The organism is Stappia indica (assembly GCF_020177335.1).
Taxonomy (GTDB): Bacteria; Pseudomonadota; Alphaproteobacteria; order Rhizobiales; family Stappiaceae; genus Stappia; species Stappia indica_B.
Genome location: NZ_JAIVMG010000013.1, coordinates 45,275 through 62,325 on the forward strand (window position 1 = coordinate 45,275; position 17,051 = coordinate 62,325).

Genomic DNA, 17,051 nt, shown 5'->3' on the forward strand with positions numbered 1-17,051 from the left:
GCGTCAGGCGCTCCCGAACACGCGGGCAAAGATCGTGTCGACCGCCTTGGTGTGATAGGCGAGGTCGAAGCGGCTGCGAATTTCTTCTTCCGACAGATGCGAGCGCACATCGGCGTCGTTCAGAAGCTCGGTGAGGAAGTCGACCCCGGCGCTGCCGGAGACCTGGTAGCTGTCCCAGACCTTCATGGCGTTGCGCTGCACAAGGCGATAGGCGTCCTCGCGCGAGCAGCCGGCCTGGGTGAGGGCCAGCAGGATGCGCTGGGAATGCACCAGGCCGCCGAGCCGGTCCATGTTGCCGATCATCCGCTCCGGGTAGACCAGCAGCTTGTCGATGACGCCGGTGAGGCGGGCAAGGGCGAAGTCGAGGGTGACGGTCGCGTCCGGGCCGATCATCCGCTCCACGGAGGAGTGGGAGATGTCGCGCTCGTGCCACAGGGCGACGTTTTCCATCGCCGGCATGGCATACGAGCGGACCATGCGCGCAAGGCCGGTGAGGTTTTCGGTCAGCACCGGGTTGCGCTTGTGCGGCATCGCCGAGGAACCCTTCTGGCCGGGGGAGAAATACTCCTCCGCTTCCAGCACCTCGGTGCGCTGCAGATGGCGGATTTCCGTTGCCACCCGCTCCACGGAGGAGGCGATCACGCCGAGCGTGGCGAAGAACATGGCATGGCGGTCGCGCGGGATCACCTGGGTGGAGACCGGCTCGGCGGCAAGGCCCATGGCCTTGGCCACATGCTCTTCCACGCGCGGGTCGATGTTGGCGAAGGTGCCGACGGCGCCGGAAATCGCGCAGGTCGCCACTTCCGCGCGGGCGGCGATCAGCCGGTCGCGGCAGCGGGAGAACTCCGCATAGGCTTCGGCCATTTTCAGGCCGAAGGTCACCGGCTCGGCATGAATGCCGTGCGAGCGGCCGATGCAGACCGTGTCCTTGTGCTCCAGCGCCCGGCGCTTCAACGCGGCCAGCAGGGCATCGAGATCGGCCAGCAGCAGGTCGGCGGCGCGGGTGAGCTGCACGTTGAGGCAGGTGTCGAGCACGTCGGAGGAGGTCATGCCCTGATGCACGAAGCGGGCGTCCGGGCCGACGATCTCGGCCAGATGGGTCAGGAAGGCGATGACGTCATGCTTGGTCTCGCGCTCGATCGCGTCGATCCGCTCCACGTCGAAGGTCGCCGCGCCGCCCTTGTCCCAGATCGTCTTGGCCGCGTCCTTGGGGATCACGCCGAGTTCGGCCAGCGCGTCGCAGGCATGGGCCTCGATCTCGAACCAGATGCGGAACTTCGTCTCGGGCGACCAGATGGCGACCATCTCGGGTCGCGAGTAGCGCGGAATCATGCGGTGTCCTCGTCAGCGGGGGGAATGCTGCGGGTCACTTAGCAGACGCGGCGCCTTGGCTCAATGCGCGCGAAATACCAGGAGGCGGCGAGCAGCGGCACGATGGCGAAGGGCAACAGAAGACGCGCGCCCTTGACGCCGAAGATATAGGCGGTGGTGGCGCCGGTGAAGAGCTGCTCCCAGATCATGCGATATGAGAATTCATGCGTGTGCCAGGCCGCATAATAGGTGCGCAGTTGGAGGTAGAACAGAAAGGCTGAGAACCCTGCTGTGGTCACCGTCAGACAGATCAGCATGGCGGCGAAGCGGGCCGAACGACGCGGCCGGCGCAGGGTCGCAAGCCGTGCCAAACCCCAACTGATCAACCCGCCGGTGAAGCTGCCGGTGGCATAGACGGCGATCACGGCAAGCGAGCGGCCGGACAGCGCCTCCTCCCGGCCAAGGGTCAGGGCGGCGGCGAGGCCGGCGATGATCAGCGTCCAGACAAGCGCGAACAGAAAGGGGCGCACGGTGCGGTCGATCCTTGTTGCCAAGATAGGCTTCCGGCCAGGAGGGCTGGCGCGAAGCTAGCTGACCCCGCCGCGCCCGTCCGGTCAAGCGGGAAGCCCGCCACGCGGCGCGCGCCATCTTTCGCGACGCGCACGCACGCGGCGTCTGGGCCCTAGCGTGCCGCTTCGGCGGCAGCGCGGATGGCGTCGATATTGGCGCGGTAGCCCTCGATGCCCTTGCCCTTGAACACGGCGGAGCCGGCAACAAGCGCATTGGCGCCGGCGGCGGCCACCAGCGGGGCGGTCTCCGGGGTGACCCCGCCGTCCACCTCGATGTCGATCGGCCGGTCGCCGATCATCGCCTTGATGCGGGCGACCTTGTCGACCATGGCGGGGATGAAGGACTGGCCGCCGAAACCGGGATTGACGCTCATCACCAGCACCAGATCGAGCCGGTCGAGCACGTATTCGATGACGCTTTCCGGCGTTGCCGGGTTGAGTGACACGCCGGCCTTCTTGCCCAGTGCCCGGATTGCCTGCAGCGAACGGTCGAGATGCGGGCCGGCCTCGGCATGCACGGTGATGATGTCCGAGCCGGCCTTGGCGAAAGCTTCCAGATAAGCATCGCACGGGGCGATCATCAGATGGGTGTCGAACACCTTGTCGGTGTGGCGACGCATGGCGGCGATGACATCCGGGCCGAAGCTGATGTTGGGGACGAAATGGCCGTCCATCACATCGAGATGGATCCAGTCCGCGCCCGCTTCCACGACGTCGCGTACTTCCTGTCCGAAGGCGGAGAAGTCGGAAGCGAGCATGGAGGGGGCGATGGCGAGCGGGCGTGTCATGTCAGAAAGGCTCCGGGAAGCGGCGGGTCAAGGGATGAGGCGCGGCTATCATGTTGCCCGCCCGCTCACAAGTGTTTTGCGGCCCGATGCTGGCCAGCTTGGCCGGTCTCGGATGGTCAGAGCGCGCCGGTGATCGCCAGGAAGCGGCCGTTCGGGCCTTCGAAGCCGATGGTTTCCATCTGGATCAGCACGGCAAAGCGCGGCGAGCCCGCTTGCGGATGGTGGGTGATGACCCGTTCAATGCGATAGCGCAGCGGGCAACCGCGACTTGTCGGCACGCGCCTGTCCTCATTGAGCACCCGGGTGCCGGCCTGATCGGTGAGGAGCAGGCGAAAGCCCCGGACCTCGCCGAAGCCGCTCGGGCACTCGCTCTGTGCCGGCACGGCGATTTCCTCAAGGATGAGGCGGAGCGGTGTGTCGCTGGTCGGGGCGATCATGCGCGGCAGGACCAGCATTTCATGGGGATTGGCGGAGAGCTCGGTGGGGGGATTGTGGCCGACGGTGCGCCCGTGGCCGGCGATGTCGCTGGCGGCAAGGGTCTGGCGGGCGGTGCGGGCGTTGGCGGCGCGGGTGCGGGCAAGCTCGGCGTCGAAATCGACCGGGACACTGTCGTCGATCTCGTCCAGGCGCCGGAACGGACTGCCGCGCACCCAACTGTCGCGGGCGGTGTCGATCACATAGATGTTGGAGTAGGGAAAGCCGGAGCCATCCTGAATGCCGTATTCCTCGAACGCGAAGTGGTCGCCGCTCGCGGAAAAGCCGAGAACATCGACCTTCGCGAAATCCCCGGCACTTGCCTGTGTGGCTGGCAGGAGGAGCGTCGCGGCAAGGGTGAGCACGGATAAAATGCGAGCGGACATGATCAATCTCCATTGACGACTTGCACCGGGAGTATAACAGCGGCACAACACAGGCGCCGTGATGACGATCACGGTCGTGTTACTGCGAAGCGCGCAGCCGCGCCGCCAGCGGTCCGAGCAGCCACGGCAGGAGATAGATAGGCAGTTGCGCCAGACCGAAATACAGCCAGGCAAGATCCGGCAGGCTGCCACCGAGGGCGGCGACAATCAGGCCCATGTTGCGATTGCCGGCCGCATGGGCGACGACGAAGGCCTGGTCGCGCCGGCTGGCGGAGAACGCGAGCATGGTCACGCCCATCTGAAACAGGGCGACGGCGAAGGTCAGCGCGGCGATGCCGACGGTCAACAGCGGCGCGGCCTGAAACCGGGCGCTGACGCCATCCATCACCGCGACGGCGAAGACGAAGAGAATCAGGACATTCAGGCCGTCGATATGCGCCTGGGCAGCGGCGATCCTGCGCCCGCCGGTCAGACGGCGGAGGGCGTAGGCCAATCCGGCCGAGGCGGCGAGCAGCAGGCCGAGCCGCAGGGCCAGTGCGGGTGCGTCGATCGGCAGGACGTCGCCGAGAATGAATGTGCCGATCAGCGGAGCCGTCAGCGGTGTCAGCAGCATGGTGATGCAGATCAGCGCCAGCGCCAGTGCCGCATCAAGGCCGATCAGGGCGATGAACGCGGGCGCGGACATGATCGGCGGGGCGGCGGTGACGATGAAGGCGGCGAGCGCCAGATCGGGATATCCGGCAAGAACGCCGCTTTCGCGCAAGACAAGCCCGAGGCCGACCGGCAGGATCACCAACATCCACAGGCTTGCCGACAGCAAGAGCCAGGGCCTGCGAATATGCGCCAGCACGGCGGATGGCTCGACCCTCAGGAAGGCAAGCACCAGCAGCACGAAGATGGCCTCTTCGACGAAGGGGCGGAACAGCGCCGAAAGCTGCGGCAGCATCAGGCCGAGCAGGGCGCTGATGGCCACGGCCCGGGTTCCCTGGCGGCCGAGCCATGCAAGCGCCTGCGCGGGAAGGGTGACGGCCCGCATGGCGGCTCCTGTGGCTGGGGCGCGGGCGAAGTTGAGCTGGGCTGGACCCGCCCGGCACGCGCGCTGGTGAGACGGCCAGTATCGGCGCGCCTGGTGATCGGTTGCAAGGCGCTTCTGCTACCTGTGGACGTGGCGCATGCGTAGCGTCGATGTCATCGTGCTTGGCGCCGGCATCGCCGGGATCTCCGCCGCCCTGCATCTGCAGGCGCGTGGCCGTCAGGTGCTGCTGCTCGACCGGGGGCCGGCGGGCGAGGAAGCCTCGCGCGGCAATGCCGGGGTAATCCCACGCGATGGCTGTATCCCGCATCGGCTCAGCGCCAGCCCGTTGGCGCTGGGCGCCCAGGCGCTGGGTCTGCGTCCCGAAGCTCATGTCTCCTGGCGGGGACTGCGTCATCAACTGCCGTGGCTGCGGGCGTTCCGCGATGCTTCTGCATCGGTGGGCGTGAGCCGCTATGTGCGCGCGCTTGCACCGGTGCAGGCGGCGGCGGTGGGCGAGCATCTGGCCCTGGCGCGGGCGGCAAATGCGCTGCGGTTTTTCCGGCCGACCGGGCTGGTCAAGCTGCATGATGCGCGCGATGCGGAGGCGGCGGAGCTGGAGGCGCATTTCGCGCGGATCTACGGTACCGATTACAGCGAGCTGTCATCGGTGGATCTGGCCCGGCTGGAGCCGCATCTGGTGGCGCGCGGTCTGCGGGCGGTCTATTGGCCGGACGGGCAGTCGGTTTCCTCGCCGGGCGGGGTGACCAAGGCCTATGCGCGGCTCTTGCGCGAACGAGGCGGCATCATCGACACCGGCGACGCGCAGTCGCTGGCCGGGGCGCAAGGGACCTGGAGCGTGCGCGCCAGCCGGGGCGTGGTCGAGGCGGGAACGGTGGTCGTGGCGCTGGGCAGTTGGTCCGCCGACCTTTTGGCGCCGCTCGGCTACGCATTTCCGCTGGCGGCGCTGCGTGGCTATCACCTGCATTTACGCCCAGCCTCTGGCGCGGGCCTGTCGCGGCCGGTTGCGGATATGGCGCGAGGCTTCGTGCTGTCGCCGATGGAGCGCGGCATTCGCCTGACCACCGGGGTGGAGCTGGCGCCGCGCGATGCACCGGCGCGGCCGCGCCAGATGGCGCAGGCGCTGGCTGCCGCGCGGCAGATCTTCCCGCTGGGCAGCCCTGTTGATGCGACGCCCTGGCTCGGCACGCGTCCCTGTCTGCCTGATAGCTTGCCGGTGATCGGCCCGGCGCCGGCCCACCCCGGATTGTGGTTCTGTTTCGGCCACGCGGACACAGGTTTTGCCCTCGGTCCGGCCACCGGCCGTCTGCTTGCCGAAATGATTGCCGGGGAAACGCCGTTCACCGATCCGGAAGCGTTCTCCGCCCGCCGCTTTGCAGCCGGCTGGGAAATGCTACGTTTCGCGTAAGGGCAGGGCGACCGTGTGCTTCACGGTGTGGACGACGATCCTTGACTGGACGTCGGACACCAGCGTGTTGTCCAGCAGCTTCAGCCGCAGGAAATCGTCGTATCCCTTGATGTCGTCGGCAACCACCTTGATCAGGTAGTCGACCGCGCCGGTGATGCGTTCGCAGATCACCACCTCCTGCCAGCGTTGCACCAGCTTGTCGAAGGTTTCCATGTTGTCGCGGCTCGGCACGGTCAGCTTGACGAAGGCATAGGCGACGAAGCCAAGGCCCACCGCTTCCCGGTCGACAACGGCGACGATCTGCCGGATCACGCCGCTTTCCTTCAGCTTCTTGATGCGGCGCCAGCAGGGCGTCTGGCTCATGCCGGCCTCGCGGGCGATGTCGGCGATGGACAGGGAGGCGTCGCGCTGAAGAATCCGCAGGACACGAATGTCCGATGGGTCGAGTAGGTTTTTTTCGCTCATCTTTGTCTATCTGGAAGGATTGTTCGCTTTTTGCGGGATTGGCGATCAGGTTAGCACAGAAATCACCTGAAAGAAGAACCATATTAGACCAAAGAAATTTACGCCGGGCGCCCGGCCTCCAAAGCTTGCGCCCGCGACGGAGGAGGAGGCCGTCGTATGAACGCCATCACCAAGACCATTGCGCTTGACGACAAGTATGTTGCCACCCGTGGGCGTGTCTACCTCAGCGGCATTCAGGCGCTGGTGCGGCTGCCGCTCGATCAGGCGCGGCTCGACGCGGAAACCGGATTGCGGACGGGCGGGTTCGTGTCCGGTTATCGCGGCTCGCCGCTCGCCGGCTACGACACGGAACTGACCCGCGCCCGTCGGCATCTGGCCGCTTCGCATATCCATTTCACGCCAGGGGTCAACGAGGAACTGGGCGCAACGGCGGTCTGGGGCTCGCAGAAGCTCGGCCAGCAGGGGAAGGGCACCGATTACGACGGCGTGTTCGGCATCTGGTACGGCAAGGCGCCCGGCGTGGACCGGGCCGGCGACGTCTTGCGTCAGGCCAATGCCAGCGGCACGGCGCCGCATGGCGGGGTGCTGGCGCTTGCTGGCGACGATCATCTGGCCAAATCCTCGATCCTGCCGGCGCAGTCGGAGTTCTTCTTCGAGCATGTGGAAATGCCCGTGCTCAATCCCTCCGACATTCAGGAAGTGCTTGATTTCGGCCTGCATGGCATCGCCTTGTCGCGCTTTTCTGGCCTGTGGAGCGGCATGATCTGCCTTGCCGACACCATGGATGCCTCGGCGACGATTTCCGTCGATCCGCGCCGGCTGAGCTTCATTCGGCCGGAAGATCGCGATCCAAGGCTGCATGACGACCTCAACCGGGTGCTCTTGTTGGGCAACCGGCTGGAGACCGAACGGCTCCTGCGCGATATCCGGGTGCCGGCGGCCCGCGCCTATGTGCGCGCCAACGGTCTCGACCACGTGGCCTTCGGCGCCCGCAAGCCGCGTCTTGGCATCGTCGCCACCGGCAAGGCCTACCGCGACCTGCGGCAGGCGCTGGACCTGATCGGCGTCGATGAGACGCGGGCGCGGGACATCGGCCTTGCCATCTACAAGGTGGCGATGCCCTGGCCGCTGGAGCCCATCGGCCTGTCGAATTTCGCGCGCGGGATCGAGCGACTTCTGGTGGTGGAGCACAAGCGCGCCTTTCTGGAGCCGCAGATCAAGGAACTGGCCTATGACTGGCCGGACCATGCCCGGCCGCGCATCTGGGGCAAGAAGACGCCGGAGGGAGCGCCCTTCCTGTCGGATGTGCTGGAACTGGCGGTGGCGGAGATCATCCCGGCGCTGATCGCCTTTCTGCCGCAGGACTTCATCTCCGCCGAGATGCGCGCGGTGGTGGAGCGGATGAACCGCCAGGTGATGTGGTCGCAAGGCCATGCGGAGCGGGCCGCGCGGGTGCCGTATTTCTGCTCCGGCTGTCCGCACAGCACCTCCACGGTGATCCCGGAAGGCGCGCGGGCGCTGCCGGGCATCGGCTGCCATGCCATGACCGAAGTGGCGGGGCGGACCACCGATGGCCAGATCGCCATGGGCGGCGAGGGCGTTCTGTGGGTCGGGCAGGTGCCCTTCTCCAGGGATACCCATGTGTTCGCCAATGTGGGCGATGGCACCTATTTCCATTCCGCCATTCTCGCCATCCGCCAGGCGGTCGCGGCGAAGGTGCCGATCACCTACAAGATCCTTTACAACGATGCGGTGGCGATGACGGGCGGCCAGCCGATCGACGGCACCCTGACCGTGCCGCAGCTCACTCGGCAACTCGAGGCGGAGGGTGTGGAGCGGATCGTCGTCACCGCCGAGGATCCGGATGCCTATCTCGGCCGGCACGATCTGGCGCCGGGCACACCGGTGGTGCACCGCGACGAATTGATGGCGGTGCAGAAGGAACTGCAGGACTTCAAGGGTGTGTCGGTCATCATTCATGACCAGACCTGCGCGGCGGAAAAGCGGCGCCGGCGCAAGCGCGGCACCTATCCCGATCCGGACCGCCGGCTCTACATCAACGAGCGCGTGTGTGAAGGCTGCGGCGATTGTTCGGTGCAGTCCAACTGCCTGTCGGTAGAACCGGTGGCGACCGAGTTCGGCGAGAAGCGGCGGATCAACCAATCCTCCTGCAACAAGGATTACTCCTGCGTGAAGGGCTTCTGTCCCTCCTTCGCCTGGATCGAGGGGGCGGAGCTGCGCAAGGCCGACAGCGCCACGGTGGATGTGGATGCGCTGCTGGCCGGGATCGGCGAGGCGGAGCGCGCCCCGCTGGAGACGACGCTGAACCTTCTGATCGCCGGCATCGGCGGGGCCGGGGTGACGACCACGGCGGCGGTGCTGGCCATGGCCGCTCATGTGGACGGGCTTCAGGCCTCGACGCTGGACATGACCGGGCTGGCGCAAAAAGGCGGGCCGGTGACCTCGCATGTGCGCTTTTCCACCCTCGACCGGGCGATTGAGGGGCCGCGCGTTCCCACCGCAAGCCTTGATGTGTTGATCGCTTCCGACATGGTGGTCGCCACCAATGCGGAGCAACTGGCGCTGATCGACCGGTCCCGCACCGCCGGTTTCGCCAACACCCGGGTTGCGCCGACGGCCGAATTTGTCATGAAGCAGACCCTCTCCTTCGATGAGCTCAGGATGCGCAAGACGCTGGAGGAGGCCTGTCCGCTGTTCCATGGCCTTGACGCGGCCGGGCTTGCCGAGGCGCTGTTGGGCGATGCGATCTTCGCCAACATGCTGTTGATCGGCATGGCCTGTCAGGCCGGGCGGCTTCCGCTTTCCACCGCCGGTCTTGAGGCGGCGATCCGGTTGAACGGGGCGGCGGTGGAAGCCAATTTGCGGGCGTTCCGCGCCGGCCGGGTGCTGGCGGCGGCCCCGGACACGCTGCTGTCGCTGCTGCCGCAGGGCGGGAGCCAGAAGGAGGCGGAGGCCGAGATGGATCTCGAGACCCGCATCGCCTTCCTGTCGCGAGAGCTTGCCGCCTATCAGGACGCGGCCTATGCGCGCCGGTTCGACGCGGCGATCGAGCGCTTGCGGGCGCGGGATGCGGAGCTCGGCCCCGGCACCATGCGCCTGACCCGCATCGCCGCCGACATGCTGCACAAGGTGATGGCCTACAAGGACGAGTACGAGGTGGCGCGGCTTTACTCCGATCCGGCGTTCCGGGAAGGGCTGGCCGCGCAGTTCACCGACCCGCGCAAGGTGCGGGTGATGCTGGCGCCGCCGCTGATCTCGCGTGGCCTCGATCCGAAGACCGGTCGGCCGCGCAAGCTGGCCTTCGGTCCCTGGATCTTCACCGCCTTCCGCCTGCTGACGAAGATGAAGGGTTTGCGCGGAAGCTGGGCCGATCCCTTCGGTCGTACCGAGGAGCGCAAGGCCGAACGGGCGCTGATCGAGGCCTATCTGGCGGATCTGGAGACCGTCACCGGGCTCGTCGGCACCGCCAATTACGGGCTTCTGGTGGAAATTGCCCGGGTGCCGGATCTGGTGCGCGGCTTCGGTCCGGTCAAGGAGGGCAATCTGGCACGGGCTGAGGCGCGGCGCGCCCAGCTGTTCGATCGGCTGGAAAAGGAGCGCGAGGAGGGGATCATCGTCGCCGCAGCAGAGTAACGGCCGGTCCGGTCAGCCGACATGCCCGGAAAAGCGGTCGCGCCAGGTTGGCGCGACATCGCCGGGCGCGGCGCTGGCGGCATGGATGCCCCGGGCAATCGCCCGGCTCATCACGGCAGCGGCGACCGCGCCCAGCTCCACCGTTTCGGCAAGCGGATCGCGCGGCTTGCGCTGGCCCGTCGACAGGGCGAACACCAGATCGCCGTCCAGTGCGGTATGCGCCGGCCACAGCGCCCGGGCGAAGCCGTCATGGGTCATCACCGCCAGGCGTTTCAACTCGGCCTTGGTCAGAGCAAGGTCGGTGGCGATAATGGCGATGGTGGTGTTGGCCCCTTCGCTGAGGCCGTCCAGCTTGGTGCGCAGGCGCGCACCGTCCTGCGGAAAGGGCGCCGGCCAGCCAAGGCCACCGAACTCGCCGTCTTGTTCGAAGGGAGCGGCCCAGAAATGCGGTGTGTCGCCGATGGTGGCGCTGCCGAGGGCATTGACGGCAACGAGAGCGCCGATGGTCGCGCCGCTGTCGAGCTGGGCGGAGGCGGAACCCAGCCCTCCCTTCAACGTGGCGGTGGTGGCCCCGGCCCCGGCGCCGGCGGTGCCGAGGTCAAAGCTGCCGGCTGTGGCCTTGACCGCTTGCCGGCCGAGATCGCGATAGGGTGTTGCTTCCCCCCAGTCCTTGTCGCCGCCGTTCAGCAGGTCGAACAGGATCGCGGTCGGGGCAATCGGTACCCGGGCGCTGCCGATGGCAAATCCCCGTCCCATGGCGGCCAGTTCCGCCTGAACCCCGGCGCCGGCATCGAGGCCGAAGGCGGAGCCGCCGGACAGCACCAGCGCATCCACTTGGTCGACAGTGAATTGCGGATCGAGCAGGGCGACCTCGCGGGTGCCCGGCGCGCCGCCGTGAATGGCGGCGGAGGCGGTGAAGGGCGCGTCGCCAAGCAGGACCGTCACCCCTGACTTCAGCCGGGGATCGTCGGCATTGCCGACCTTCAGCCCGGGAACATCGGTGATCAGGTTGCGGCGCATGGGCGAGGCTTTCCGTTGGAGCGGGGGTGAAGGGCAGCGCGGCGGGTCAGATGCGGTGATAGGCGCGGTCGAGATAGATCAGCGCCGGGCCGCGCTGGCCGAGCGACAGGCCGACGATATGGCCGAAGACAACCGAATGGGTGCCGACCTCCGAAATCTCGGTCACCTCGCAGTCGAGCGCGACCCGGGCGCTCTCCAGGATCGGCGCACCCGTGGCCAGCCGGGTCCAGCGGGCAAGGGCGAAACGCTCGTCCAGCGGCAGGTTGCCCTTGCCGGCGAAGGCATTGGACAGGTTCTCCGCATGGGCCGGCAGCGTGTTGATGGCGAAAATGCCATTGCGCTTGATCGAGGCGTTGATGCGGGCCTGCCGGTTGACGCAGACCAGTACGGTCGGCGGGGTGTCGGAAACCGAGGTGACGGCGGAGACGGTGGTGCCGAACCGCCCGCCGGGGCCATCGGTGGTGGCGATATGGACGGCGGCGCCAAGCCGGCTCATGGCCTCGCGGAAGGCGGCGGCGTCGACCGGGCCCGTTGCTGCATCCGGTGCGCCTGGGCTGGTGACGGGTCCGTTGCTCATATGCGTCCTCGATTGCCGTGTCGCCGGGACTGCCTCTGCCCGGCGAGCGCTTTGGCGGGGCATGACCGGAAGGGTAATCTGGGCCCGTTGCCAATTGGTTTCCGCCGGCTGTAGGGCCCGGCTGATGGGGTGCTGTGCCGGATCAGCCGGCCTTACCGAGAGAAGTAGCGGGCATGCGCTGGGAAATCCAGTCGATGAAGCGGCGCGCGGCGGGGCTGGGTGCGCGGATTGCGGTCAGCCAGTAGGCCCGTTCCCGGTTTCCCAGCGTGTCGGTGAGCGGGATCAGGTCGCCCCGGGTCAGCTCCGCGGTGATCATCGTCTCCACGCAGAGCGCCACCCCGTGGCCGGCGACGACGGCGCTGACCAGAAGGTTGAAGTCGTTGAACACCGGGCCTTCCGAGGCAAGCGCAACGGGCTCGCTATTTTCGCCGAGCCAGTCGCGCCAGTCGTCGTGCCGTTCGTCATGCAGCAGGCGGGCGCGGGCGATGTCGTGCACGGTCTCGAAGGGCCCATGGGTGGCCAGATGAGCAGGGCTGCAGACCGGCCGGGTGTGGCCGGACAGCAGGGGCAGGCACACCGGGTAGCGCTCCTGCGGCGGCGGCGTGTCGAACCAGTCGATGAGAATATCCGCATCCTGGGGCGTGCCATGCTGGGCATAGAGCAGGCGCAGCCGGATGGCGGGGGCGATCTCGCCGAAATCGACCAGACGCGGGATCAGGTGGCGGGTGGCGAAGGAGGGGACGCAGGCAATCAGCAGCTCCGGGCGCCGCGCCGTTTCGGCGACCTCATGACAGACCGCGCCGATCCGCTCCAGCGCGTCGTTCATGGTGCTGGCGATCCGCTCTGCTTCCGGGGTCAGCTCGATGCGCCGTCCCTTGCGCCGGACCAGCGTGGAGCCGAACCAGTCCTCCAGATTGCGCAAGTGGTGACTGACGGCGGCATGAGTGACGCCAAGTTCATCGGCAGCAAGGCCGACCCCGCCGGTGCGCGCCAGGGTGGCCAGGGCCCTGAGGGCATTGAGAGGGGGCAATTGTTTGGACATTATACTTTAGTTTTTTTAACGGAAATGTCGGGAACTTTCAATTGAACCGGTGGTTCATATGTGACTTTTTTCTTCTTGGGAGAATTGGGGGGAATCGTCACATCATAGCGTTGGATCCGTCTCGTTTGGCGCGCGCGTTCCCCTTGGTGAATGCGGGCAAATTCGGGCCGGTCACCTTTGCTTGCGTGCCGTGCGGACTGCCGTACCAATCCGAAGCACATTCGCTGGCGGGTTTGGGGTTGCGTTTCCGGTGGGTGAGCGTCCTATGGTGGAGGCGTATCCGGCTGTTGCGCGGTGACATTCCGCGCTGGATGGCTTCAGGGAAAGATTTTCTTTTCTGAGCAAGGCAAATTGAGAGGAATTGTCTCGGATTTGGGAGCTTGGTAAAGTTTACAAGTGCCGCGCCGAGGAGGAGCCAAGGCGCGGCGAGCTGAGAACGGCAAAAGCCACCAGCTTTTCAGAGGGATCACAGGGAAGATGGAATATTTTTTCCAGCAGCTGATCAATGGCGTCACGCTGGGGTCGATCTACGGCCTGATCGCCATTGGTTATACGATGGTCTACGGGATCATCGGCATGATCAACTTCGCACATGGGGACATCTTCATGGTCGGCGCCTTCATTGCGCTGATCCTGATCGTGGCGCTGGGCATCACCGCGGCGACGCCGCTTCTGTTGCTCATCCTCGCTCTTGTGCTCGTGCTCGTTCTGGCGATGGCGTTGACGGCGATCTGGGGCTGGACGGTGGAGCGGGTCGCCTACCGGCCGCTGCGCGGGTCGTTCCGGCTGGCGCCGCTGATCACCGCGATCGGTGCCTCGATCGCCCTGCAGAACTTCGTCCAGATCTCGCAAGGGGCGCGCAACAAGCCGCTGCAGCCGCTGATCTCGGGTGGGTTCTCGCTGAGCGACAGCGTGTCGGGAGGCGAGGGGTTCGCGGTTCAGATCAGCTACATGCAGATCCTGATCATCGTCGTCACCGTGCTTCTGATGGCCGGTTTCACCCTGCTGATCAACAAGACCTCGCTCGGGCGGGCGCAGCGCGCCTGCGAGCAGGACCGCAAGATGGCCTCCCTGCTCGGCATCAATGTCGACCGCACCATTTCGCTGACCTTCGTGATGGGGGCGTCGCTGGCCGCGGTCGCCGGCCTGATGTTCCTGCTCTACTATGGCGTGATCGACTTCTACATCGGCTTCCTGGCCGGGGTGAAGGCCTTCACGGCGGCGGTTCTGGGCGGCATCGGCTCGTTGCCGGGCGCCATGCTCGGCGGGTTGCTGATCGGCCTGATCGAGACGTTCTGGTCCGGCTATTTCTCGCTGGAATACAAGGATGTCGCGGCGTTCTCGATCCTGGCGATCGTGCTGATCTTCATGCCTGAAGGCCTGCTGGGCCGGCCCGAAGTGGAGAAGGTCTAGGATCATGGCAGCGGAAAAAGACACCCTTCTCGCCGGCTCCGTGAAGGATGCCGGCATGGGCGGACTGGTGGCCTTCGGCCTGTTCTCCCTGATGATTGGCATGAAGACCGAAGTCGATATCGGCGGGTTGGCGATCGAGTATCGCTGGGGCGCTGTTGCGACCGCCGTCGCCGTCGTGTTCTTCGGGCGGCTCCTGCTTAATCTCTTCGTATGGAAAAGCGAGCGGCCGGTCACCGGCGTCGTCAGTGGCTTGATGCCGAAGGCGAGCGCCTTCTCTTCGGTTGCCCATCTGGTCACGCCGCTGTTGTTCGTGCTCGCCGTGACCCTGCCGTTCCTGCTGATGTACTGGCTGGGCGCGCGCGGATCGCGGCAGTATCTCGATCTGGCGATCCTGGTGACCACCTATGTCATGCTGGGCTGGGGGCTGAACATCGTTGTCGGGCTCGCCGGCCTGCTCGATCTGGGGTATGTCGCCTTCTATGCGGTGGGCGCCTATTCCTACGCGCTGCTGGCACAGTATTTCGGCTTCTCGTTCTGGATCTGCCTGCCGCTCGCGGGCATCCTGTCGGCCTTCTGGGGGATCATTCTCGGCTTCCCGGTGCTGCGCCTGCGCGGTGACTATCTGGCGATCGTCACGCTGGCCTTCGGTGAGATCATCCGAGTGGTGCTCTTGAACTGGTACGAGTTCACCGGCGGCCCGGACGGGATTTCCGGCATTCCCCGGCCGTCCTTCTTCGGCCTGGAATTCACCCGGGGCGAGGGCGGTTTCGCCGCTTTCTTCGGCCTCGACTACAACTCCATTCACCGGATCATCTTCCTCTATTACCTGATTCTGCTGCTGGCGATGGTCACCAACTTCGTCACCATGCGGCTGCGCAAGCTGCCGGTGGGGCGGGCCTGGGAAGCCTTGCGCGAGGATGAGATCGCCTGCCGCTCGCTCGGCATCAACACCACCAACACCAAGCTGACGGCGTTTGCGCTCGGGGCGATGTTCGGCGGGTTCGCCGGCTCGTTCTTCGCCACCCGGCAGGGCTTCATCTCGCCGGAGAGCTTCACCTTCATCGAGTCTGCGGTGATCCTGGCGATCGTGGTGCTTGGCGGGCTCGGATCGCAGATCGGTGTCGTCATCGCCGCGGTGGTGATGATCGGCGGCTTCGAGTTCTTCCGCGAATTCGAGGAATACCGGATGCTGGTGTTCGGCCTGTTGATGGTGGTGATCATGGTCTGGAAGCCGCGGGGTCTGATCTCGACCCGCACACCGTCCATCACCCTCAGCAAGGGCAAGGCCAAGGGCATTTCCGCAGATCTGGTACAGGAGGGCCACGGATGACCCGCTGGGACAACGATCCTGTGCTTACCGTCGAGCATGTCACCATGCGTTTCGGCGGCCTGGTGGCGGTGAACGATCTGTCGTTCAACGTCGGCCGGGGCGACATCACCGCCCTGATCGGCCCGAACGGCGCCGGCAAGACCACGGTGTTCAACTGCACCACCGGCTTTTACAAGCCGACCGAAGGGTGCATCACCATGCGCCGCAAGGCGGGGGCGCGCCATTTGCTGGAGCGCATGCCGGACTTCAAGATCTCGGCCATGGCCGGGGTGGCGCGGACCTTCCAGAACATCCGCCTGTTCGGCGGCATGACCTTGCTGGAAAACCTCTTGGTGGCGCAGCACAATCCGCTGATGGTGGCGTCGAACTACACCGTCGGCGGTCTGTTCGGTCTGTCCGGCTTTCGCAAGGCGGAAGGGGCGGCGGTGGAGCGGGCGCGCTATTGGCTGGCCCGCACGGACCTGCTTGCCCGCGCCGATGACGCGGCCGCCGATCTGCCCTATGGCGACCAGCGCCGGCTGGAGATCGCCCGGGCGATGTGCACCATGCCGGAACTGTTGTGCCTCGATGAGCCGGCGGCGGGCCTCAACCCGAAGGAAAGCGCGGACCTCAATGCCCTGCTGCATTACATCCGCGACACGCACGAGACCTCGGTGCTTCTGATCGAGCACGACATGTCGGTGGTGATGGAAATCTCCGACCATGTGGTCGTGCTCGACTATGGCGAGAAGATTTCCGACGGCACGCCGGAAGAGGTGAAGAACGATCCGAAGGTGATTGCCGCCTATCTCGGCGTTGCCGACGACGAGGTCGACCTGGTCGAAGAGGAGGTGGGGCTGTGATGGAAAGGGAACCCCTTCTCAAGGTCCGGGGCGTGGAAACCTATTATGGCAAGATCGTCGCCCTGCGCGGCGTCGATATCGACGTGCATGAAGGAGAGATCGTCACGCTGATCGGTGCCAATGGCGCCGGCAAGTCGACGCTGATGATGACGATCTGCGGCTCGCCGCAGGCGCGCAACGGCACCATCACCTATCTGGGCGAGGATATCACCAACCTTCCGACCCACGAGATCATGCGCAAGGATATCGCCCAGTCTCCGGAAGGCCGGCGGATCTTTCCGCGCATGTCGGTGATGGAGAACCTGCAAATGGGCGCGGCGGTCGCCGACCCGGCGCATTTCCATGCCGATCTGGAGCGGGTGTTCACCCTGTTTCCCCGGCTGAAGGAACGCCAGGAGCAACGCGGCGGAACCCTGTCCGGCGGCGAGCAGCAGATGCTGGCGATTGCCCGGGCGCTGATGGGGCGGCCACGGCTGCTGCTGCTCGACGAGCCGTCGCTGGGGCTTGCGCCCCTGATCGTCAAGCAGATCTTCGATGCGATCGCCGAGTTGAACCGTACCGACGGTCTGACCGTCTTCCTGGTCGAGCAGAACGCCTATCATGCGCTGAAGCTGGCCCATCGCGGCTATGTGATGGTCAATGGCACCATCACCCTGTCGGGGACGGGCAGCGAGCTTCTGTCGCGGGAGGAGGTGAAGGCGGCCTATCTGGAAGGCGGTCGTCACTGAGGTTCGGGCTC

General features: G+C 66.1%; 15 protein-coding genes. 6 read left to right on the forward strand and 9 right to left on the reverse strand.

The window, feature by feature from the left end; all coding sequences use genetic code 11:
• Window positions 1-3 precede the first annotated feature (3 nt).
• The 5 genes from purB to LC062_RS16745 all read right to left on the reverse strand — a co-directional run bounded on the left by purB (window position 4) and on the right by LC062_RS16745 (window position 4,564).
• The gene (purB, locus tag LC062_RS16725) at window positions 4-1,332 is read right to left on the reverse strand and encodes an adenylosuccinate lyase (RefSeq protein ID WP_224912170.1); all 1,329 of its coding nucleotides are present in this window, start codon (window positions 1,330-1,332) and stop codon (window positions 4-6) included.
• A 38-nt stretch (window positions 1,333-1,370) separates the two neighbouring features.
• A complete protein-coding gene (locus tag LC062_RS16730; RefSeq protein ID WP_224912171.1) occupies window positions 1,371-1,865 on the reverse strand; it encodes a hypothetical protein in 495 nt (164 codons plus the stop codon).
• A 128-nt stretch (window positions 1,866-1,993) separates the two neighbouring features.
• Window positions 1,994-2,668, reverse strand: coding sequence for a ribulose-phosphate 3-epimerase (gene rpe, locus LC062_RS16735; RefSeq protein ID WP_224912172.1), 675 nt, complete (start codon window positions 2,666-2,668; stop codon window positions 1,994-1,996).
• A gap of 116 nt (window positions 2,669-2,784) precedes the next feature.
• Window positions 2,785-3,528, reverse strand: a complete 744-nt coding sequence (locus LC062_RS16740) for a DUF2259 domain-containing protein (RefSeq protein ID WP_224912173.1) — start codon at window positions 3,526-3,528, stop codon at window positions 2,785-2,787.
• 79 nt (window positions 3,529-3,607) lie between these two features.
• A complete protein-coding gene (locus tag LC062_RS16745; RefSeq protein WP_224912174.1) occupies window positions 3,608-4,564 on the reverse strand; it encodes a sodium:proton symporter in 957 nt (318 codons plus the stop codon).
• A 136-nt stretch (window positions 4,565-4,700) separates the two neighbouring features.
• Between LC062_RS16745 and LC062_RS16750 the strand changes: the two genes are divergently transcribed.
• Window positions 4,701-5,969 carry an NAD(P)/FAD-dependent oxidoreductase gene (locus tag LC062_RS16750; RefSeq protein WP_224912175.1) on the forward strand — a complete coding sequence of 423 codons (1,269 nt, stop codon included), beginning with the start codon at window positions 4,701-4,703 and terminating at the stop codon, window positions 5,967-5,969.
• Here LC062_RS16750 and LC062_RS16755 read toward each other — a convergent pair.
• Window positions 5,955-6,434, reverse strand: a complete 480-nt coding sequence (locus LC062_RS16755; protein ID WP_181758716.1) for an Lrp/AsnC family transcriptional regulator — start codon at window positions 6,432-6,434, stop codon at window positions 5,955-5,957. The genes LC062_RS16750 and LC062_RS16755 overlap by 15 nt on opposite strands.
• Window positions 6,435-6,590: 156 nt before the next feature.
• On the opposite strand from LC062_RS16755, the gene LC062_RS16760 reads away from it, so the two are divergent.
• Window positions 6,591-10,088: an indolepyruvate ferredoxin oxidoreductase family protein gene (locus LC062_RS16760; protein ID WP_224912176.1), complete on the forward strand. Its 3,498-nt coding sequence runs from the start codon at window positions 6,591-6,593 to the stop codon at window positions 10,086-10,088.
• Window positions 10,089-10,100: 12 nt separating this feature from the next.
• On the opposite strand, the gene LC062_RS16765 is transcribed toward LC062_RS16760, so the two are convergent.
• The 3 genes from LC062_RS16765 to LC062_RS16775 form a co-directional block, all read right to left on the reverse strand.
• Window positions 10,101-11,108: a P1 family peptidase gene (locus LC062_RS16765; protein ID WP_224912177.1), complete on the reverse strand. Its 1,008-nt coding sequence runs from the start codon at window positions 11,106-11,108 to the stop codon at window positions 10,101-10,103.
• Window positions 11,109-11,154: 46 nt separating this feature from the next.
• Entirely contained in the window at window positions 11,155-11,685 is a 531-nt protein-coding gene (locus LC062_RS16770; protein WP_224912178.1) for a flavin reductase family protein, read from the reverse strand.
• 142 nt (window positions 11,686-11,827) lie between these two features.
• Complete coding sequence (locus tag LC062_RS16775; protein ID WP_224912179.1) at window positions 11,828-12,727, reverse strand: LysR substrate-binding domain-containing protein; 900 nt, start codon at window positions 12,725-12,727, stop codon at window positions 11,828-11,830.
• 477 nt (window positions 12,728-13,204) lie between these two features.
• Here LC062_RS16775 and LC062_RS16780 point away from each other — a divergent pair, with 477 nt between their 5' ends.
• The 4 genes from LC062_RS16780 to LC062_RS16795 are packed head-to-tail and all read left to right on the forward strand — an operon-like array spanning window position 13,205 to window position 17,040.
• A complete protein-coding gene (locus tag LC062_RS16780; protein ID WP_224912180.1) occupies window positions 13,205-14,140 on the forward strand; it encodes an ABC transporter permease subunit in 936 nt (311 codons plus the stop codon).
• Window positions 14,141-14,144: 4 nt separating this feature from the next.
• Window positions 14,145-15,470 carry a high-affinity branched-chain amino acid ABC transporter permease LivM gene (gene livM / locus LC062_RS16785; RefSeq protein WP_224912181.1) on the forward strand — a complete coding sequence of 442 codons (1,326 nt, stop codon included), beginning with the start codon at window positions 14,145-14,147 and terminating at the stop codon, window positions 15,468-15,470.
• Window positions 15,467-16,312 (forward strand): ABC transporter ATP-binding protein, encoded by an 846-nt coding sequence (locus LC062_RS16790; protein WP_224912182.1) that lies wholly within the window; start codon window positions 15,467-15,469, stop codon window positions 16,310-16,312. Before livM ends, LC062_RS16790 begins: the two co-directional genes overlap by 4 nt.
• The gene (locus LC062_RS16795; protein WP_224912183.1) at window positions 16,312-17,040 is read left to right on the forward strand and encodes an ABC transporter ATP-binding protein; all 729 of its coding nucleotides are present in this window, start codon (window positions 16,312-16,314) and stop codon (window positions 17,038-17,040) included. Before LC062_RS16790 ends, LC062_RS16795 begins: the two co-directional genes overlap by 1 nt.
• The last annotated feature ends 11 nt before the right edge of the window (window positions 17,041-17,051 follow it).